Consider the following 18,358-nt stretch of genomic DNA (forward strand, 5'->3'; position numbering starts at 1 on the left):
GCGAACATGCCCGCCGCCACCGCGATCAGGACAAGTCTGCGACGTCTCGGCTGCGGCAGCAGATAGAGCGCGGCGAGCACCGGGAAGAACACCAGCTTGAACGAGGTGACGAGCCCGAGCAGCGCCGCACCGGCGAGCTGCGGCACGAAGCTTCCGTCCTCGCGCCCTTCGGACTGCGCGGGACGCAGCAACAGTGCCAGCGATGCAGCCGTCAGGAGGCCGCTTAGCATCGCGAAATTGCCGCTGGCCAGGACCCATTCGAAGCCGAGAAAACCACCAAGCGCGAACACGCCACGCAGCACGACATCGCGCAGGCCCGCGCGGCCCCTGCCGAGACCGGGCAGCAGCAAGACGCAGATCAGTCCAAGTACGAGATAGATGGCCTTGTAGTGCGCGACGAGAAAGCCGCCGGCACAGAGCGGCCGAAAGGCATCGAGGGTGACTGGAAGATAGGGGTAGGAAAGATCAGTGCCCTTCAGGTTTCTGACGAAATAGGGATCGCGTCCGTCGCGATGGGCGTCCACCGCCGCGCAATTCACCCGCACGTCCGAGCCGAAGGTCTTGTTGACGCTGAGATCGACGGCGACGGCGGTGGGGAGCAATACGGCCAAGATCAGCAGGAGGCGGCTCAGCCGGCTCCTTCGCGGCGCCCCCGCGGCAAGCGACCGCTCCTCTCCCGCATCTGCGGACGAGGCGATGCTCGTCATGGACACGCGCCCTTCTGCTCGAGGCGTTTCGGCTCGGCTCGAAAATCGAGCAACAGGATCCAGAAGCACATCAGCGCGACCGCGACTTGAACAAAGCCGCCTTCGACCGTAATCCCCGTGATCGAGACCAGCGTCGGAACGGCGACGCCGATGGTCAGCACGGCGGCAAGGGCCGCGGCCGGAAGATCGACGATCAGGACGGCGCCGTAGACCGCGAGTTCGAAAAACGCATATTCCTTCAGCCGCGGCGAGCAGAGATAGAGGCCATACATCGCAAGCACCATGATCCGCATCGCGGCCCGCGGATGATCGATCAGCCAGCGGTCGAGGCGCGCCGGCAACGATCCCTCATTGTTGCGGATCGCGCGCTGCAGAGACCAGCCGAGCGGCGCGAGCACGAACGCGGTCGCCGCCAGCGCGTAGAGCGCGAACACGAGCGGCTTGCTGTCGGCGAAGCCAACGCGGTCCACGATGGTCTGCGCCAGGAGCAGCAGCGACGGATTGGCCTCCTCGATCTGGACCGAACGCTGACCCGGGATCCCGCCCGTGATCGCGAGCAGCCAGCTCGAGAACAAGCTTGGATAGAAGACGACCGAAACCAGGATCGGCAGCACGAAGCCGAGGCCCGCCACCGTCATCAGGACAAGTTTCCGCCGCCGCGACAGCGGCAGGAGATAGAGTGCGGCCAGTACCGGGCAGAACACCAGCTTGAACGACATGACGAGGCCAAGCAGTGCCGCCCCTGCAATACGAAGCACGTCATGCCGATCGTCGGACTTGGCGGGGCGAAGCAGAAGAGCGAGCGCTGCGGCCGTCAGTCCGCCGCCCAGGATCGCGAAATTGCCCGAGGCCAGCACCCATTCGAAACCAACGAACCCGCCGAGCACGTAAAGTCCCCTCAGCGCCACGTCGCGCAAGCTGCGTGTCCGGCCGATCCCGGGCAGCATCAGGCCACTGAGCGCGGCGATGACGAGGAAGACGCCGCGGTAATGGCCGACAAGAAAGCTGCCCGCACACAGCGGACGGAACGCGTCCAGCGTCACCGGCAGATAGGTATAAGAGAACTTGGTGCCCTTCAGATTTTTCACGTAGTACGGATCGAGCCCGTCGACACGTGCATCGACCGCCGCACAATTGACGCGGACGTCCCAGCCGTATCGAAGATCTTGCGCGGCATCGTTGGCGAGATTGGCGAACACCAGGAACGACACCAGTGCGATCAGGCAGGCAAGCCAGACGTTGCCCTTGCCGGCAATGTCGGCCGACGGTCCCGACCATCGTGCTGTTCCGGTGATGTCGGACACGTCTGATACCTGCCTGTTCCCTGAGTTCCCTCGGCGCCTGATCCGCCGTCCGGTCAGACCACATTGGACAGGATGCGTTGCGGATTCATCTCCCCGACGGGCCGTCCCCGCTGTTATGGTGAATCCCTGGTTTCCAAGCCCCGCTAGCGCGATGAGATTGGGATGATTTGCGCTCCAGGGGTGACAGCACACGCGAGCAGATCGTCGTCGCGGCGACGCGCCTGTTCTATGGCAAGGGCATCAGGGCGGTCAGCATGGACGCCCTCGCCGAGACGGCGGGCGTCCCCCGCCCCGCCTGACAGCCATCCCAAAACAAGGGTTGTGCGATGCAGCATGGGCATTAGATATGACCCCTGAAATCAGGGGTGAGCTTTTTGTCCGACGTCAATGCTGACGACTGGGTGTCCTCAGGACACCGTCCGATGGGGTTTCCCGAATTCGTTATCGTGATCGCGTCCATCATGGCGCTGAATCCGCTCGCGATGGACATGATGCTGCCGGCGCTGCCCAATATCGGGGCGGCCTTCGGCATTCCCAACGCCAACCATCTCCAACTCGTGCTGTCGACCTTCCTGATCGGCTTTGGCGCCGGCCAGTTTGTCATGGGTCCGTTGTCGGACCGGTTCGGGCGCCGGCCCGTGCTGCTTGGCGGCATGGCGGTCTATGCGGTGGCGAGCGTGCTTGCGGTCGCGGCGCCTTCGTTCGAGACGCTGCTGCTCGCCCGCGCGCTTCAAGGCCTCGGCACCTCGGCGACGCGCGTGATCGCGACCTCGATCGTGCGCGACTGTTATGCCGGCCGTCGCATGGCGAGCGTGATGTCGCTTGCCATGATGATTTTCATCGCCGTGCCCGTGATCGCCCCCTCATTCGGACAGGCCGTGCTGCTGGTCACGCAGTGGCGCGGCATCTTCGTCGTGCTGATGCTCTACGGCGTGCTCGCGCTGGCATGGAGCGTGTGGCGGCTTCCGGAGACATTGCCTGAGACGGAGCGCAGGTCACTCGCGCCCGCCGACGTGCTCTCGGCCTTCCGCCAGACCGTCACCAACCGCCAGACCATCGGCTATGCGACGGCGGCCGGCGCCGTTATGGGCGCGCTGTTCGCCTACGTGTTCTCCGCGCAGCAGGTCTTCACCGGCATCTATCACCTCGGCCACTACTTCCCACTCGCCTTTGCCGCGATCGCGGCCGGCACAGCCATCGCCGGCTTCCTCAACGCAAAACTGGTGGGGCGGCTCGGCATGCGCGTGATCTCACACGGCGCGCTGACGCTCTATACCGTGGTGGCCGGCGTCATGCTGCTGACCGAGATCCTCGGAGTGCTGCCGCTTTCCCTGTTCATGTTGCTGTCGGCGCTGATGATGTTCTCGTTCGGCATGATGGTCGCCAATTTCACCGCGCTCGCGATGGAGCCGCAGGGCCACATCGCCGGCACCGCCTCCTCGCTCTACGGCTCGATCACGACGCTGATCGGCATCATGGTCGGCACGGCGATCGGCCAGAGTTTTGACGGCACGCTGCTGCCGTTCTCGATCGGATTCTTCCTGTCGACGATTGCGGCGCTCGCGATCGTGCTGTTGGTGGAGAAGGGACGGCTGTTCAAGCCGCATCATCGCCCCATCGGGTGAGGAACTTCGCAGCCCTCGCGATGTTGTCCTGCAGTAATTCGAGAGGCGGCCTCAATGGAACTGGAACACCACGACGAACGTCACGATCAGGACCGGCGGCAGACTGAAAAGTCCGCTTCGCCTGCCGAACCAGCCGTCGTCAACCCGCCCTTTGCCAGTGAAGGGCTCGAGCAGGTCCGCGACAGCCATTGCTGAGAGACCCCTACTCCGGACTTCGTTTACTGGCGCTGAAATCCTGCGCGGCGCTTTCGGGCGATGCGCCGCTGCTCGCACGTGGCGGCACCATCAGCACGATGACGTCTCGGCTCAGGCCGGGCCGCCCCCATAGCGACGCCTGCACGGTAAATTCCCGCCTGACAAAATTCCCCGCGCGCGAGGACACGGATTCCATCCAGCGACCGCAATAGTCCTGGCCACGGAAACAAAGCGCGGCCCAGCCACGATCGAGCGTCGTCTTGCGCGGCAGGCCCCAATCGTACTGGTGCTCGAACGGCCGCGCGTAATGCGGATGATCCGGACTGTAGAAGGCCGTGGCGAAGGCGAGCGAATCGTCGCCACTGACGCTGCCGAGCGGCTCGTCGGTCAGCTCGCGCCACTGCCGGGTGAGCTCGCCTGCGGCTTGCGCGTAAAGATTGCGTCCCTCTTCATAACCGTGGATGTTGCGATAGACGGCATGGATTGGCGCGGCGACCAGCACGGCGACAAGCCCAACGCCTGACACAATGACCGTGACATTGACGGTGTAGAACCGTTCGACCGGGTAACGGGCGCCGCAGACGATCAGCACGATGAAGAGGAATAATCCCTGCAAGGCCCATAGCGACGGCAGATCCGTGCCCATCGCGAGCGATGTCAGGACCGGCAGAGCGATGGTGCCGATGGCGACATAGAAGAGAAGTCGAAGGCCTGAGCCCATCGCGGCGAAGTCGGCCAGAAATTGTTTGAGCCGCGTGCCGGCGATGAGCACCCAGATCACGGCGGCGACGCTGATGGCCGCCACGAGTCCCAGCAGAAAATTCCTCACGTCACCGAGCGAGCTGATGGCATTGCCGTTGGCGTGGTTCAGCGCGTAGGTGAAGGTCGATGCGCCCGTGGTCGCGAGCCAATAGATGTGCGGCGACAGCACCGCGAACCCGGCGACGAGCGAGATCCAGGGCGACGCGGAGGTGAAATAGGCGCGCCGCGCCGGATGCGCCAGCGCGGCGAATGCAAAGCTCGTGACCAGGAAGATCGAGTAATATTTTCCGACCATCGCGAGCGCCGTGGTGCATCCGACCGCAACCGCCCAGACAGCGGATCTGGTCTCGAACGCGCGCAGAAAACACCACGTGGCAAGCGGCCAGGCCGCGAGCAGCACGGCATTGGCGTTGAAGCGCTGGGCGTGGAATTGATAGGCCGGCGTCAACATCAGGAGCAGCAGCACCAGGATGCGCTTGTGCCCGGTCACGAATTGCCGCGCGACGCAATCGACGAAGACCAGCGCGAGGCCTGCGTTCACCATCGCCATCAATTGCAGCGACCAGTCGCTGATCGGGAAGACGGAGGTCCAGCTGGCTGCGATCCAGCCCATCAGCGGCGGATGCTTGTGATAGCCGAAGGCGAAATTCCGGCCCAGCGTCCAGGCCTCGAGCGTGTCGGGATGCAGGCCGCCGCCGGCATAGGCGATGGCGAGATACAGCGTCCAGATCGCAACGAAGCACGCAATGAGAAGCGGCACGGCCCAGCCCGCCTCCACGCCATCGAGCCAGCGCAGCAGCGGCCGCCGCCAGCGCGCCGGCGCACGATCCGACCGTTCAGCCATCGCCTGGAGTGCAAAATCGATCGGCACGTGATTCAAATCGATGGGAGGGAAAGTGATGCGAAGACGAACCATCTATTTCAGTTCGGAAACAAATAGCAATGATTGGAATCTGGAAGCCTTAAAAGCTCGCCGGCTTTTACTGACACAGGACCGCCGAAAGACAACGGCGCCGCTGATGACAGCGGCGCCGCATGATGATCGGGACAGAAGGCGCGCTAACGCGCCCTCGCCTTACTCGGACTTGTCGATGTTCCAGAACACCGGGGTCGCCGGGCCGTCGAGCACGCCGGAGAGCGACTTTCGCCATGCGCTCGGCGCCAGATACTGGCCGAGCGGCACGTAGATCACCTGGTCATAGGCTTCCTTCTGGATCTCGGTCGCGATCTTCTTCTGATCGTCGAGCGAGGCGGCGCGGACGAAGTCGTCCTTGAGCTTCTCGATCTTGGCGTCTTCCGCCCAGCCGAACCAGCCGCCCTTCTTGCCCTGGCCGCCGATCGAGAGATTCGAGATCGGGTTGGACACGTCGGCGCTGACCCAGTTGGTGAAGAACATGTTCCAGCCGCCCTCCTTCGGGGGCTTCTGGCTGGCGCGACGGCTCACCACCGTCTGCCAGTCGGTCGCTTGCGCATCGACCTTGAAGCCGGCTTCGCGGAGCAGCTGCACCGCGACCGTCGGCTGCGCCTTCAGCGTCACGACATCGCCGGGCACCATGACCACGACGGGCGTGCCGTCATAGCCGGACTCGGCGAGCGCCTTCTTGGCTTCCGCCATGCCGTTGCCCTTGACCAGCGATTCGGAACCGACGTCGGTCGCGAACGGCGTGTCGCAGATGAAGAAGGCGCCGCAGATCTTGTAGTATTTGGGATTGCCGACGAGCGCGTCGAGCACGTCCTTCTGGTTCATGGCCAGAAGCGCGGCGCGGCGGATCTTCGGATTGTCGAAGGGCGGATAGAGGAAGTTCATGCGACCGAGCGTCTGGTAGCCGAACTTGTTCAACGTCTCGACCTTGAGGTCGGGATTGCCTTCAAGCACCGGCAACAGGTCCCACGGCGGCACTTCCATGAAGTCGATGTCGCCCGATTGCAGCGCGTTCACCGCGGTCTGCGAGTCCGGCATGGTGATCCACTCGACGCGGTCGACCTTCACCACCTTGCCGCCGGCGGTCCAGCTCGCCGGCTCCTTGCGCGGCACGTAGTCGGTGTTCTTGACGTAGACCGCCTTCACGCCGGGCTGGAATTCGCCCTGCACGAACTTGAACGGACCGGAGCCGATCTGCTCGGGGATCTGCTTGTCCGGCGGCGTCTCGGCGAGGCGCTTCGGCATCATGAACGGAACGCGCGAGGACGGCTTGCCGATAGATTCGAGCACGAGAGCGTACGGCTCCTTCAGCTTCAGCGTGATGGTCTTGGCGTCGGTCGCCTCGATGCTGGCCGTGAAGGTCATCATCTGCTGGCCCATGCCGTCGACGGCGGCCCAGCGCTTCAGCGAGGCAACGCAGTCCTCCGCCGTCACCGGCGTGCCGTCATGCCACTTCAGGCCGTCGCGCAGCGTGAAGGTGTAGGTGAGCTTGTCGTCGGAGATCTTCCAGTCCGCCATCTGCGGCTGGATCTTGAAGTTCGCATCCGTCGTGATCAGCGTATCGTAGACCATGTAGCCATGGTCACGCGTGATGTAGGCGGTGGTGAAGATCGGATCGATGATGCGCAGATCCGAATGCATCACCGCGGTGATGGTCTTGCCGGCCGCAAACACCGGCGAGGCCATCGCCGTGGAAAGCGCGACGACCGACAGCGCAAGTGTGGAGGCGAACGCGCGACGCCCCCGGCGCATCAAGCTCAACATAGAAGTTTCTCCTGACGTGAAACTGTTCAAAGGCAGGTTATTGGTTGAGCATTCGGTTTGTTCTTTAGGCGAACTAACCTCATGCATGCCTTTATCTTTTCGAGACTTGCAGACAGTCTTGAGCGCGTCAATCCGGTTTCGGTGCAGCCCATGGCGTCGCACGCACGGGCTCCCCAAAGATCGGTTTGGCTCTACAACTCTCTCCGCTTGTCCTGCCGGCGCTGATGCAATGCGCGTTCCATCTTTCGAAGCTTGAGAGACATTGAGATGAATCCAGCCAACCTTCCCTTCGATTCCGAGGCCATGCTCGAGGGTCTGCGCGACTGGGTGGAATGCGAAAGCCCGACCTGGGACGCGGGCGCGGTCAGCCGCATGCTCGATATCGCAGCGCGGGATATGGCGATCATGGGTGCGACCATCGAGCGCATCGGCGGCCGTCAGGGCTTCGGCGGCGTCATCCGCGCGCGCTTTCCGCATCCGAAACAAGGCGAGCCTGGCATCCTGATCGCCGGGCACATGGATACCGTCCACCCGATCGGCACCATCGAGAAGCTGAAATGGCGGCGCGAGGGCAACAGATGCTACGGCCCCGGCATCTACGACATGAAGGGCGGCAATTATCTGTCGCTGGAAGCGATCCGGCAGCTCGCCCGCGCGTCCTTCACCACGCCGTTGCCGATCACCGTGCTGTTCACGCCGGACGAGGAAGTCGGCACGCCCTCGACGCGCGACATCATCGAGGCGGAGGCCGCGCGCAACAAATATGTGCTGGTGCCCGAGCCCGGCCGCGCCGACAACGGCGTCACTACCGGACGTTACGCCATCGCGCGCTTCAATCTTGAAGCGACGGGACGGCCGAGCCACGCCGGCGCGACCTTGTCGGCCGGACGCTCGGCAATCCGCGAGATGGCGCGGCAGATTCTTGCGATCGACGCGATGACGACGGAGGATTGCACCTTCTCGGTCGGCGTCGTGCATGGCGGACAATGGGTCAATTGCGTTGCCACGACCGCTACCGGCGAAGCGCTCTCCATGGCAAAGCGCCAGGCCGATCTCGACCGTGGCGTCGAGCGGATGCTGGCGCTTTCCGGCACCGCCAACGACGTCACCTTCAAGGTGACGCGTGGCGTGACGCGGCCGGTGTGGGAGCCAGATGCCGGCACGATGGCGCTGTATGAAAAGGCGCGCAGCATCGCCAAATCTCTCGGCGCGGAACTACCGCATGCTAGCTCTGGCGGCGGCTCCGACGGTAATTTTACGGGCGCGATGGGCATCCCGACACTCGACGGCCTTGGCGTGCGCGGGGGCAACGGCCACACGCTGGAAGAGTATATCGAGGTCGAAAGCCTGGTCGAACGCGGCCGGCTGCTGGCCGGGCTATTGGCGACGCTGGAGTGACATCGCAGCCTGTAGGATGGGCAAAGGCGCGCTCTTCGCGCACCGTGCCGACCATTCCCATCGGAAGTGTGGCCGTGAAGGGTGGGCACGCTTCGCTTTGCCCGCCCTGCGAAGAAGCCGCCATCGAAAGCCGGACATGGCGCCATGTGTGGTATGACGCCCCCGATGGCACGGGAATTGCTGAAATGTTAGGCTGATGGCAAGCTGCCAATGGCGCCTCGCCGATTTGACTCTAATCTGACGGATCCAATTTGCTCGGATATCTCATACGCCGAATTCTCGCTGCGGTACCCGTGATGGGCGTCGTCGCACTGTTCGTGTTCCTGCTGCTGCGTCTGACGCCGGGCGATCCCGCCGCGATCCTCGCCGGCGACAATGCGACACCGGAACGGCTGGAGCGTATCCGCACCTCGCTCGGCCTCAACGAGCCGCTGATCGTGCAGTTCATCACCTGGGTGGGCAGGCTCCTGCACGGCGATCTCGGGACGTCGCTGATCTCCAACCTGCCGGTCATGAAGATGATCGGCCAGCGTGTCGAGCCGTCGATCTCGATCGCGCTGTCCACGATCATTCTCGCCGTCATCGTCGCCGTGCCGCTGGGCGTGATCGCGGCGTGGAAGCACGGCACCTGGATCGACCGTTTCGTGATGGGCCTCTCCGTGCTCGGCTTCTCGGTGCCGGTGTTCGTGGTCGGCTATGTCCTGATCGAGGTGTTTGCGATCGACCTGCGCTGGGTGCCGGTGCAGGGCTTCAAGAGCATCTCGGCCGGCTTCGGGCCGTTCTTCGAGCGCATCATCCTGCCGACCTGTGCGCTCTCCTTCATCTACGTCGCACTGATTGCGCGCATGACGCGCGCGGCGATGCTCGACGTGTTGGGTGAAGACTACGTGCGAACGGCGCGCGCCAAGGGCATCAATGAAGTCGCGGTGATGATGCGGCACGCGCTGCGCAACGCCGCGGTGCCCGTGATCACCGTGATCGGCACCGGCTTTGCACTTCTGATCTCCGGCGTCGTCGTCACCGAGAGCGTGTTCAACATCCCCGGAATCGGCCGCCTCACGGTGGATGCGGTGCTGGCGCGCGACTATCCGGTGATCCAGGCGATGATCCTGCTGACCTCGCTGATCTACGTCGTCGTCAATCTCCTGATCGACGTCGCCTACACGCTGCTCGATCCCCGGATCCGGTACTGAGGCAAGGACAACAACAAAAATGTCGGTCGATACCCTTCCCCAGTCATCCATCCCGATCACGTCGCCGCTGCGGCCACGTTTCGGCTTCCTCACCTCGACACCGATCATCGCCACGGCAACGGTGTTGCTCGCACTGATCGTGCTGATCTCGATCCTCGCGCCGCTGATCGCGCCGCATGATCCGATCCAGCTTGCGCCGTCGCAGCGGCTCAAGCCCTCCTCGGCGCAATTCCTGCTCGGCACAGATGCCTATGGCCGCGACCTGTTGTCGCGCGTCATCTATGGCGGCCGCATCTCGCTTCTGATCGGCATCGGCTCGGCAATCCTCTCGATCGTCATTGGCCTCGCGATCGGCCTCGTCTCCGGCTTCTTCAAGCTGGTCGATTCCGTCCTGATGCGCGTCATGGACGGCCTGATGGCGATGCCGAGCATTCTGCTCGCGATCGCCGTGGTGTCGCTGTCGGGCGCCAGCATCTGGACCGTGCTGGTCGCGATCACCATTCCCGAAATCCCGCGCGTGGCCCGCCTGGTGCGCTCGGTCGTGCTGTCCGCACGTGAGGAGCCTTACGTCGAAGCTGCGATCTCGGTCGGTTCGTCGCTGCCAAAGATCATGTGGCGGCATCTGATGCCGAACACGATCGCGCCGCTGATCGTCCAGGGCACCTATGTCTGCGCCTCCGCCATCCTCACCGAGGCCATCCTCTCCTTCCTCGGCGCCGGCATCTCGCCGGAGACGCCGACCTGGGGCAACATCATGGCCGAGGGCCGCCAGTATTTTCAGCTCAAGCCGACGCTGATCTTCTGGCCGGGCCTCCTGCTCTCGATCGCCATCCTCAGCATCAATTTGATCGGCGACGCCGCCCGCGACGCACTCGATCCCCGCATGAAGCAGCGGGAGGGCAAGTGATCCTCTCACCCCCGTCATTGCGAGCGAAGCGAAGCAATCCAGAATGCCGCCGCGGAAAGATTTCTGGATTGCTTCGTCGCAAGAGCTCCTCGCAATGACAGCGGAGTAACCCAATGAGCAATGTAGTTCTCGACATCAACAACCTCGTCGTCTCCGTCGGCAAGAAGCCGGGCGGGCCAAGGATCATCGACGGCATCTCGATCCAGGTCCGCCAAGGCGAAACGCTGTGCCTCGTCGGCGAAAGCGGCTCGGGCAAGTCGGTGACCTCGCTCACCACGATGGGCCTGCTGCCGAAGGGCACGCTGGTTCCGACTGGCGGCAGCGTCAAACTCGTCGGCGAGGAGATCCTCACCGCGACCGACCGCCGCCTGCGGCAACTGCGCGCAACACAGATGGCGATGATCTTCCAGGAGCCGATGACCGCGCTCAATCCGGTGGTGCCGGTCGGCCGCCAGATCGACGAAGTTCTGCGTGCGCACACCGATCTCGACGCCAGGGCGCGCAAGAAGCGCATCCTCGACATGATGGAGCAGGTGCGCCTGCCCCAGGTCGAGCGCATCTTCGCCTCCTACCCGCATCGTCTTTCTGGCGGCCAGCGCCAGCGCATCATGATCGCGATGGCCCTGGTGCTGGAGCCGAAGCTGCTGATTGCGGACGAGCCGACCACCGCGCTCGACGTCACCACGCAGAAGCAGATTTTGACCCTGATCCGCGACCTTCAGCGCGATCACGGCACCGCGGTGCTGTTCATCACCCACGACATGGGTGTCGTGGCGGAGATCGCCGACCGCGTCGCGGTGATGCGGCAGGGCCGCCTCGTCGAGACCGGCCCGCTCGACACCGTGCTGCGCAATCCGACGATGGAATACACCCGCAACCTGCTCGCCTCTGTGCCGAGCCTGGTGCCGCGCGCTCCGCGTGAGGAGAGCAAGGAACCGGTGGTGCTCGAGGCCAACGAACTCAGCAAGGTCTACAAGGAACGTGCGTTCTTCGGCAAAGGCCGCGAGGTCGTTGCCGCCGACAAGGTCACGCTGACGCTGCGCAAGGGCCGCACCCTCGGCATCGTTGGCGAAAGCGGCTCGGGCAAGTCGACGGTCGCGCGCTGCATCGTCCGCCTGATCGATCCGACCTCTGGCGGCGTCCGCCTCGCCGGCCGCGAGATCTCCGATATTTCACGCCGCCTGCTTCAGCCGCACCGGCAGAAGATCCAGATCGTGTTCCAGGATCCCTACCGCTCACTGAACCCGCGCGTCACGGTCGGCGAGAGCATCGCGGAAGGACCCATCAACTACGGTGTCTCGCATGCGAACGCGATGAAGCGCGCACGCGAACTGCTCGAGCTCGTCGGCCTGCCGGCGGATGCCGTGTCGCGTTATCCGCACCAGTTCTCCGGCGGCCAGCGCCAGCGCATTGCCATTGCGCGTGCGCTCGCGCTCGATCCTGATGTGCTGGTCGCGGACGAAGCGGTCTCCGCGCTCGACGTCTCCGTGCAGGCACAGGTGCTGGAACTGCTCGACGAGATCCAGAAGCGGCTCGGCATCGCCATCCTGTTCATCACCCACGACTTACGCGTCGCAGCGCAAATCTGCGACGAGGTCGTGGTGATGCAGCACGGCCGCGTCGTCGAACAGGGCCCGGCCGCCGAAGTGCTGACGCATCCGCAGGAGGCTTACACCAGGGCGCTGCTGGATGCAGCACCGGGACGGGGCTGGGATTTCGCAAATTTCCGGCCGGTGTCGGAGGGTGTGGCGGCCACCCTGTAGCAACACTCGCGGGTGTCGTCCCGGCGAAGGCCGGGACCCATACCGCGAGGTCTATCGGTCGCATTCGGTGCTAATCCCGAACGACCAGTCTTCGCCAAGCTTCTCCCTGTGGTTATGGGTCCCGGCCTTCGCCGGGACGACACCCAGTGTGTGGTCGATGGAGCGGCTCATCGCATCCGCAGCATTCCAAATCAGCTTGACGCCATGCGCAACGCGATGGCTTCCCCTGCTTGCTCTTGTCGCGAAGGCAGGTAACGTCGCCCCCTCATATCCCCTGGACTTGCATTGATGACACGTATCGCCGTCGGCGGCTTCCTGCATGAGACCAACACCTTCGCTCCGACGAAGGCGACATTCGCGGACTTCCAGCATGGCGGCGGCTGGCCGGCGATGACTGAAGGCGCCGACGTGCTGAAGGTGATGCGGCGCATCAATGTTGGGCTGGCCGGCTTCGTCGACAGCGCCGAAGCCAACGGCTGGGAACTCGTTCCGACGATTGCCTGCGGCGCGAGCCCATCCGCGCACGTCACCGAGGACGCCTTCGAGCGCATCGTGAAGGTGATGGTCGACGGCATCGCGGCCGCCGGACCGATCGACGCCGTCTATCTCGACCTGCACGGCGCCATGGTGACCGAGCATCTCGACGACGGCGAAGGCGAGATTCTGGCGCGCGTGCGCCGCGTCATCGGCAAGGACATCCCGCTGGTCGCGAGCCTCGACCTGCACGCCAACGTCACGCCCGAGATGATGGAGCATGCGGACGCCCTGATCGCCTACCGCACCTATCCGCATGTCGACATGGCCGAGACCGGCCGGGCCTCCGCAAAGCACCTCGTCTTGCTGCTGAAGACCAAACAGCGCTTTGCAAAGTCATTCCGCCAATTGCCGTTCCTGATCGCGATCAGCTGGCAATGCACCAATGACTTTCCCACCAAGGGCATCTACGAAAGGCTCGCCGCGCTGCAGAGCGACGCGGTTCCCACCCTCTCTTTCGCGCCCGGCTTCCCCGCCGCCGATTTCCACGATTGCGGACCGAGCGTGTTCGCCTATGGCCAGACGCAAGCTGACGCGGACCGCGCCGCGGATGCGATCGTCAAGCTGATCGAAAGCCACGAAGACGATTTCGACGGCAAGATCTGGTCGCCCGATGACGGCGTGCGCCACGCCATGGAACTTTCGAAAAGCGCGAGCAAACCAATCATCATCGCCGACACCCAGGACAATCCCGGCGCCGGCGGCGATTCCGATACCACCGGCATGCTGCGCGCGCTGGTACGCAACAAGGCGAGTGCGGCAACCGGCGCGATCTACGATCCCCAGTCGGCCAAGGCCGCGCATGCTGCCGGCGTCGGCGCCACCGTGACGCTCGCGCTCGGCGGCAAGTCCGGCATTCCCGGCGACGAGCCCTATACCGAGACTTTCGTCGTCGAAAAGCTCTCCGACGGCCGCTTCATCGCGCCCGGCCCCTATTATGGCGGCCGCGAGATGGAGATGGGCCCCTCCGCAGCTTTGCGCATCGGCGACGTCCGCGTCGTCGTCTCCTCGCACAAGGCGCAGCTCGCCGACCAGGCGATGTATCGCTATGTCGGCATCGAGCCGACGACAGAGAAAATTCTGGTCAACAAGAGCTCGGTGCATTTCCGCGCCGATTTCGAGCCGATCGCCGAAAAGCTGATGATCTGCGCCGCGCCCGGCGCGATGCCGGCCGACACTGCCTCGCTGCCCTGGACGCGCCTGCGGCCAGGCATCCGCATCAAGCCGAACGGCCCCGTTTTCACTCCCCCTTCACGCTAGCTGGACAGGACATATGCCCACCATTGACCGCATCGACGGCTACGCCGACGAACTCACCGCCATCCGCCGCGACCTCCACGCCCATCCAGAGATCGGCTTCGAGGAGATCCGCACCTCCGGCATCGTCGCCGACAAGCTGAAGGGCTGGGGCATCGAGGTGCATCGCGGCCTCGGCGGCACCGGCGTGATCGGCGTCATCAAGGGCAAGGGTTCGAGCGGCAAGCGCATCGGCCTGCGCGCCGACATGGACGCACTGCCGATGGAGGAGAACACCAATCTGAAATGGAGCTCGAAGATCCCCGGCCGCTTTCACGGCTGCGGGCACGACGGCCACACCACCATGCTGCTCGGCACCGCGCGCTACCTCGCCGAGACCAGGAATTTCGACGGCACCGTGCACCTGATCTTCCAGCCGGCTGAGGAAGGCCTCGGCGGCGCGCGCGCAATGATCAAGGACGGCCTGTTCGAGAAATTCCCCTGCGACGAGCTCTATGGCCTGCACAACGCGCCGGACCTCAATCTCGGCGAGATCGCGATCCTGCCCGGACCGGCGATGGCCGGTGCCGACTTCTTCGATCTCCGCATCACCGGCTATGGCGCGCATGGCGCGATGCCCGAGCGCTCCAAGGACGCGGTGATCATCGCGACCACGCTGGCGCAAGCGATCCAGACGGTCGTCAGCCGCAACGTCGAGCCGCTCCAGGCTGCGGTGGTGTCGATCACCCAGATCCATGCGGGCTCCGCCTACAACGTCATTCCCGGCGAAGCGCATCTTTGCGGCACTATCCGCACCTTCTCGGATGAAGTGCGCGCCCTGATCAGCCAACGCATCCGCACGATCTGCGCCGGCATTGCCGCCGCGTATCAGTGCGAGATCGACGTCGACATCCGCGACACCTTCGGTGTGCTGGTCAACCAGGTCGAGCAGTCCAAGGTGGTCGAGGACGTCGCGCGCACCATCGTCGACCCCGCCAAGGTGATCACCCGCAGCCAACCGAAGATGGGCAGCGAGGACTTTGCCGACATGCTGCAAACCATTCCCGGCGCCTATTTCTGGGTCGGCCACGACGGCTCGGTGCCCGTGCACAATCCCGGCTATGTGCTCGACGACAAGATCCTGCCGATCGGCGCCAGCATGTTCGCCCGCATCATCGAAACGCGCATGCCGGTAGTTTAGCAATGCAGAAAAAGGGCGTCGAAGAGGCAGTCACCTCGCTGCACGATCTCTCCGCGGTCGATCTGATCGCGGGCTATCGCGCAAAACAGTTCTCGCCGAGCGAGGTGCTCGAGGACGTGCTCGCGCACGTCGCTGCGTGGGAGCCGCATCTCAAGGCGCTCTATGCGTTCGATCCCGACAGCGCGCGCGAGGTGGCAGCGGCCTCGACCGCGCGCTGGTCCGGGGGCGAACCCTCTGGTGTGCTCGACGGCGTGCCGGTGACGGTGAAGGACAATATCGCGACCAAGGGTGTGCCGGTGCCGCTGGGCGCCGCGAGCGTCAAGCTCGTGCCGGCCGAAAAGGATGCCCCGCCCGCCGCGCGGCTGCGTGAGGCAGGCTCCATTATCTTCGCAAAAACCACCATGCCCGATTACGGCATGCTCTCCTCGGGGCTGTCCTCTTTCCACGCGCTCGCGCGCAATCCCTGGGACCTCTCCAAGAATCCCGGTGGCTCCAGCGCCGGTGCAGGCGCCGCCTCCGCGGCCGGATACGGCCCCTTGCATCTCGGCACCGATATCGGCGGCTCGGTGCGCCTGCCCGCGGGCTGGTGCGGTCTCGTCGGCCTGAAGCCGAGCTTCGGCCGCGTGCCGATCGACCCCACCTATGTCGGCCGCGTCGCCGGCCCGATGACCCGCACCGTCGACGATTGCGCGCTGATGATGAGCGTGATCGCAAAGCCCGACCGGCGCGACGGCATGAGCCTGCCTGCAGAGCCCTTGAACTGGAAGGGACTGGAGAAGTCTCCGCGCAAACTGCGCATCGGCCTGATGCTCGATGCCGGCGTCGGCCTGCCCGCGGAAAAGCCGGTCCGTGACGTTGCGGTGAAAGCCGCAAAGGCGTTCGAATCCGCAGGTAGCGTCGTCACCGAGGTCGACGGCATTCTGACCCGCGACATGCTTGACGGCCTCGACAATTTCTGGCGCGCACGGATGTGGGACGATCTGTCAAAACTGACGCCGGCCGAACAGGCAAAGGTGCTGCCCTACATCTTCAAATGGGGCGAGTCCGGCGCGAAGCTGTCGGGCGTCGACGTCATCCGAGGCTTCAACCAGACCATGGCGATCCGCGCGGCGGCGTCAAAGCTGTTCTGCGAGTTCGACTATGTGATCTCGCCGACCGCGCCGAACGTGAATTATCCAGCCGAATGGGCCTCGCCAACCAACGATCCGGCGAGGCCGTTCGAGCACATCTGCTATACCGTGCCGTGGAATATGTCGGAGAACCCGGCGGTCTCCATCAATGGCGGCTTCGACGCCAAGGGTTTTCCCATCGGCGTCCAGATCGTCGGCCGCCGCTTCGACGATATCGGCGTGCTCGGCATGGCCAAGGCCTTCGAAGGCCTGCGCGGCGCGCAGAAGCCCTGGCCGAGCCCGCCGGCAAAGTAATCACCGCCGTCATTCCGGGGCGCGCCCTCTTGGCGCGAGCCCGGAATCCATTCATCCACCATTCGACTGGGAACGATGGATTCTCAGGTGCGCAATTGCGCACCGTAGCTCGCGCTACGCGCGCCCCGGAATGACGTGCTAAAGTCGATAACAAAAAGACAAGGAAGGAAACCACCCATGGCGTATGAGACGATCAAATATGAGGTCGACGAACAGATCCTCACCATCACGCTGAACCGGCCCGACAAGCTCAACGCCTTCAACGCGCAGATGCAGGCCGAGCTGATCGACGCGTTCGACGCCGCCGACAAGGACGACAATGTCCGCGCCATCATCGTCACCGGTGCAGGCCGCGGCTTTTGCGCGGGTGCCGATCTGTCGTCAGGCGCCGACACGTTTGATCGCGACGCGCGGCGCGGGCCGGTCAAACGTTTCACCGACGGCAAGGTCGATTACAGCGATCCGCAGGTCCGCGATGGCGGCGGCCAGGTCACCTTGCGCATCTTCAAGTGCCTCAAGCCCGTCATCGCCGCGGTCAATGGCCCAGCGGTCGGCATCGGCGTCACCATGCAGCTTGCGATGGACATCCGCATTGCCTCGGACGCCGCGCGCTTCGGCTTCGTGTTCTCCCAGCGCGGCATCGTGCCGGAGGCGGCGTCGAGCTGGTTCCTGCCGCGCATCGTCGGCATCTCGCAGGCGCTGGAATGGTGCTATTCGGGCCGCGTCTTCCCGGCGCAGGAAGCGCTTGCCGGCCGCCTCGTCAGCAAGGTCGTCGCCCCGGATGATCTCTCGCCGACCGCCCGCGCGCTCGCCAAGGAGTTCACCGCCAAGACCGCGCCGGTGTCGGTGGCGCTGATCCGCCAGATGATGTGGCGCATGATGGGTGCCGACGATCCGATGGAAGCCCACAAGGTCGACAGCCGCGGCATTTATGCCCGCGGCCGCTCGGACGACGTCAAGGAAGGCGTGGTGTCGTTCCTGGAAAAGCGGCCGGCGCAATTCAAGAACAAGGTGTCCAGCGATATGCCGGATTATTTCCCGTGGTGGAACGAGCGGGAGTATAAGTGAGACCTTCGTTGCACTTCGTAGGGTGGGTTAGCCCCGCGAATTGCGCGAAGCGCAATTCGCTAGGCGTAACCCACCTCTTATGTTTCCGCGTTGAAAGAAGTGGTGGGTTGCGCTTCGCTAATCTTACTGCGTCATGGGCGTCGTCGTCCATTGGATGCTGCGCCGATGCCACAGCATGGACATCGCGGCAAGGTTTTAATGAGCATGCGGATCAATCGGGCGCGCATGGTTGCGATCGAGTTCGGGACGTGGCGTTCAGGCCGCGTGGGCGGAGCCTCTCGGTCGATAATCGTCGGGTAAGCGAGGTACCGGGACTGACGGGGCGGAACGTGGTCCTGAGGGGGGAATCGTCGCC

The 18,358-nt window shown here is 64.3% G+C and carries 14 protein-coding genes; 10 read left to right on the top strand and 4 right to left on the bottom strand.

Features of this window, described 5'->3' with window-relative positions; all coding sequences use genetic code 11:
* Positions 1-703: 703 nt before the first annotated feature.
* Positions 704-2,011: a hypothetical protein gene (locus tag YUA_RS0143185; protein WP_051383666.1), complete on the bottom strand. Its 1,308-nt coding sequence runs from the start codon at positions 2,009-2,011 to the stop codon at positions 704-706.
* Between the two features lie 167 nt (positions 2,012-2,178).
* Here YUA_RS0143185 and YUA_RS49700 point away from each other — a divergent pair, with 167 nt between their 5' ends.
* Both YUA_RS49700 and YUA_RS0143195 read left to right on the top strand, forming a co-directional pair.
* Positions 2,179-2,310 (top strand): helix-turn-helix domain-containing protein, encoded by a 132-nt coding sequence (locus tag YUA_RS49700; RefSeq protein WP_156947631.1) that lies wholly within the window; start codon positions 2,179-2,181, stop codon positions 2,308-2,310.
* A 75-nt stretch (positions 2,311-2,385) separates the two neighbouring features.
* Complete coding sequence (locus YUA_RS0143195; RefSeq protein ID WP_027536215.1) at positions 2,386-3,636, top strand: multidrug effflux MFS transporter; 1,251 nt, start codon at positions 2,386-2,388, stop codon at positions 3,634-3,636.
* Positions 3,637-3,687: 51 nt separating this feature from the next.
* On the opposite strand, the gene YUA_RS50815 is transcribed toward YUA_RS0143195, so the two are convergent.
* The 3 genes from YUA_RS50815 to YUA_RS0143210 all read right to left on the bottom strand — a co-directional run bounded on the left by YUA_RS50815 (position 3,688) and on the right by YUA_RS0143210 (position 7,279).
* Positions 3,688-3,825 carry a hypothetical protein gene (locus YUA_RS50815; protein WP_156947632.1) on the bottom strand — a complete coding sequence of 46 codons (138 nt, stop codon included), beginning with the start codon at positions 3,823-3,825 and terminating at the stop codon, positions 3,688-3,690.
* A 13-nt stretch (positions 3,826-3,838) separates the two neighbouring features.
* Complete coding sequence (locus YUA_RS0143205; RefSeq protein WP_198029605.1) at positions 3,839-5,437, bottom strand: glycosyltransferase family 39 protein; 1,599 nt, start codon at positions 5,435-5,437, stop codon at positions 3,839-3,841.
* Between the two features lie 231 nt (positions 5,438-5,668).
* Positions 5,669-7,279, bottom strand: coding sequence for an ABC transporter substrate-binding protein (locus YUA_RS0143210; protein WP_027536217.1), 1,611 nt, complete (start codon positions 7,277-7,279; stop codon positions 5,669-5,671).
* Between the two features lie 267 nt (positions 7,280-7,546).
* Between YUA_RS0143210 and YUA_RS0143215 the strand changes: the two genes are divergently transcribed.
* From YUA_RS0143215 to YUA_RS0143255, 8 genes are all read left to right on the top strand, one after another.
* Positions 7,547-8,677, top strand: coding sequence for a M20/M25/M40 family metallo-hydrolase (locus YUA_RS0143215; protein ID WP_027536218.1), 1,131 nt, complete (start codon positions 7,547-7,549; stop codon positions 8,675-8,677).
* 251 nt (positions 8,678-8,928) lie between these two features.
* A complete protein-coding gene (locus YUA_RS0143220) occupies positions 8,929-9,870 on the top strand; it encodes an ABC transporter permease (RefSeq protein WP_027536219.1) in 942 nt (313 codons plus the stop codon).
* Between the two features lie 19 nt (positions 9,871-9,889).
* Positions 9,890-10,777 carry an ABC transporter permease gene (locus YUA_RS0143225; RefSeq protein WP_027536220.1) on the top strand — a complete coding sequence of 296 codons (888 nt, stop codon included), beginning with the start codon at positions 9,890-9,892 and terminating at the stop codon, positions 10,775-10,777.
* 113 nt (positions 10,778-10,890) lie between these two features.
* Complete coding sequence (locus YUA_RS0143230) at positions 10,891-12,540, top strand: ABC transporter ATP-binding protein (protein ID WP_027536221.1); 1,650 nt, start codon at positions 10,891-10,893, stop codon at positions 12,538-12,540.
* Positions 12,541-12,828: 288 nt separating this feature from the next.
* Positions 12,829-14,334, top strand: a complete 1,506-nt coding sequence (locus YUA_RS0143240) for a M81 family metallopeptidase (protein WP_027536222.1) — start codon at positions 12,829-12,831, stop codon at positions 14,332-14,334.
* Between the two features lie 13 nt (positions 14,335-14,347).
* Positions 14,348-15,511, top strand: coding sequence for a M20 aminoacylase family protein (locus tag YUA_RS0143245; RefSeq protein ID WP_027536223.1), 1,164 nt, complete (start codon positions 14,348-14,350; stop codon positions 15,509-15,511).
* Positions 15,512-15,513: 2 nt separating this feature from the next.
* Positions 15,514-16,935, top strand: coding sequence for an amidase (locus YUA_RS0143250; protein WP_027536224.1), 1,422 nt, complete (start codon positions 15,514-15,516; stop codon positions 16,933-16,935).
* A gap of 177 nt (positions 16,936-17,112) precedes the next feature.
* On the top strand, positions 17,113-18,003 hold the full coding sequence (locus YUA_RS0143255) for a crotonase/enoyl-CoA hydratase family protein (RefSeq protein ID WP_027536225.1): 891 nt from the start codon (positions 17,113-17,115) through the stop codon (positions 18,001-18,003).
* Positions 18,004-18,358: the final 355 nt, after the last annotated feature.

This window comes from Bradyrhizobium sp. WSM3983 (assembly GCF_000473045.1).
In the GTDB taxonomy this organism is placed as follows: domain Bacteria; phylum Pseudomonadota; class Alphaproteobacteria; order Rhizobiales; family Xanthobacteraceae; genus Bradyrhizobium.

Excerpts from the sequence above, each read along its gene's own strand:
- YUA_RS50815 (WP_156947632.1), bottom strand. The coding sequence starts at position 3,825 with ATGGCTGTCGCGGACCTGCTCGAGCCCTTCACTGGCAAAGGGCGGGTT.
- YUA_RS0143205 (WP_198029605.1), bottom strand. The coding sequence starts at position 5,437 with ATGGCTGAACGGTCGGATCGTGCGCCGGCGCGCTGGCGGCGGCCGCTG.
- YUA_RS0143210 (WP_027536217.1), bottom strand. The coding sequence starts at position 7,279 with ATGTTGAGCTTGATGCGCCGGGGGCGTCGCGCGTTCGCCTCCACACTT.
- YUA_RS0143215 (WP_027536218.1), top strand. The coding sequence starts at position 7,547 with ATGAATCCAGCCAACCTTCCCTTCGATTCCGAGGCCATGCTCGAGGGT.
- YUA_RS0143225 (WP_027536220.1), top strand. The coding sequence starts at position 9,890 with ATGTCGGTCGATACCCTTCCCCAGTCATCCATCCCGATCACGTCGCCG.
- YUA_RS0143230 (WP_027536221.1), top strand. The coding sequence starts at position 10,891 with ATGAGCAATGTAGTTCTCGACATCAACAACCTCGTCGTCTCCGTCGGC.
- YUA_RS0143240 (WP_027536222.1), top strand. The coding sequence starts at position 12,829 with ATGACACGTATCGCCGTCGGCGGCTTCCTGCATGAGACCAACACCTTC.
- YUA_RS0143245 (WP_027536223.1), top strand. The coding sequence starts at position 14,348 with ATGCCCACCATTGACCGCATCGACGGCTACGCCGACGAACTCACCGCC.
- YUA_RS0143250 (WP_027536224.1), top strand. The coding sequence starts at position 15,514 with ATGCAGAAAAAGGGCGTCGAAGAGGCAGTCACCTCGCTGCACGATCTC.
- YUA_RS0143255 (WP_027536225.1), top strand. The coding sequence starts at position 17,113 with ATGGCGTATGAGACGATCAAATATGAGGTCGACGAACAGATCCTCACC.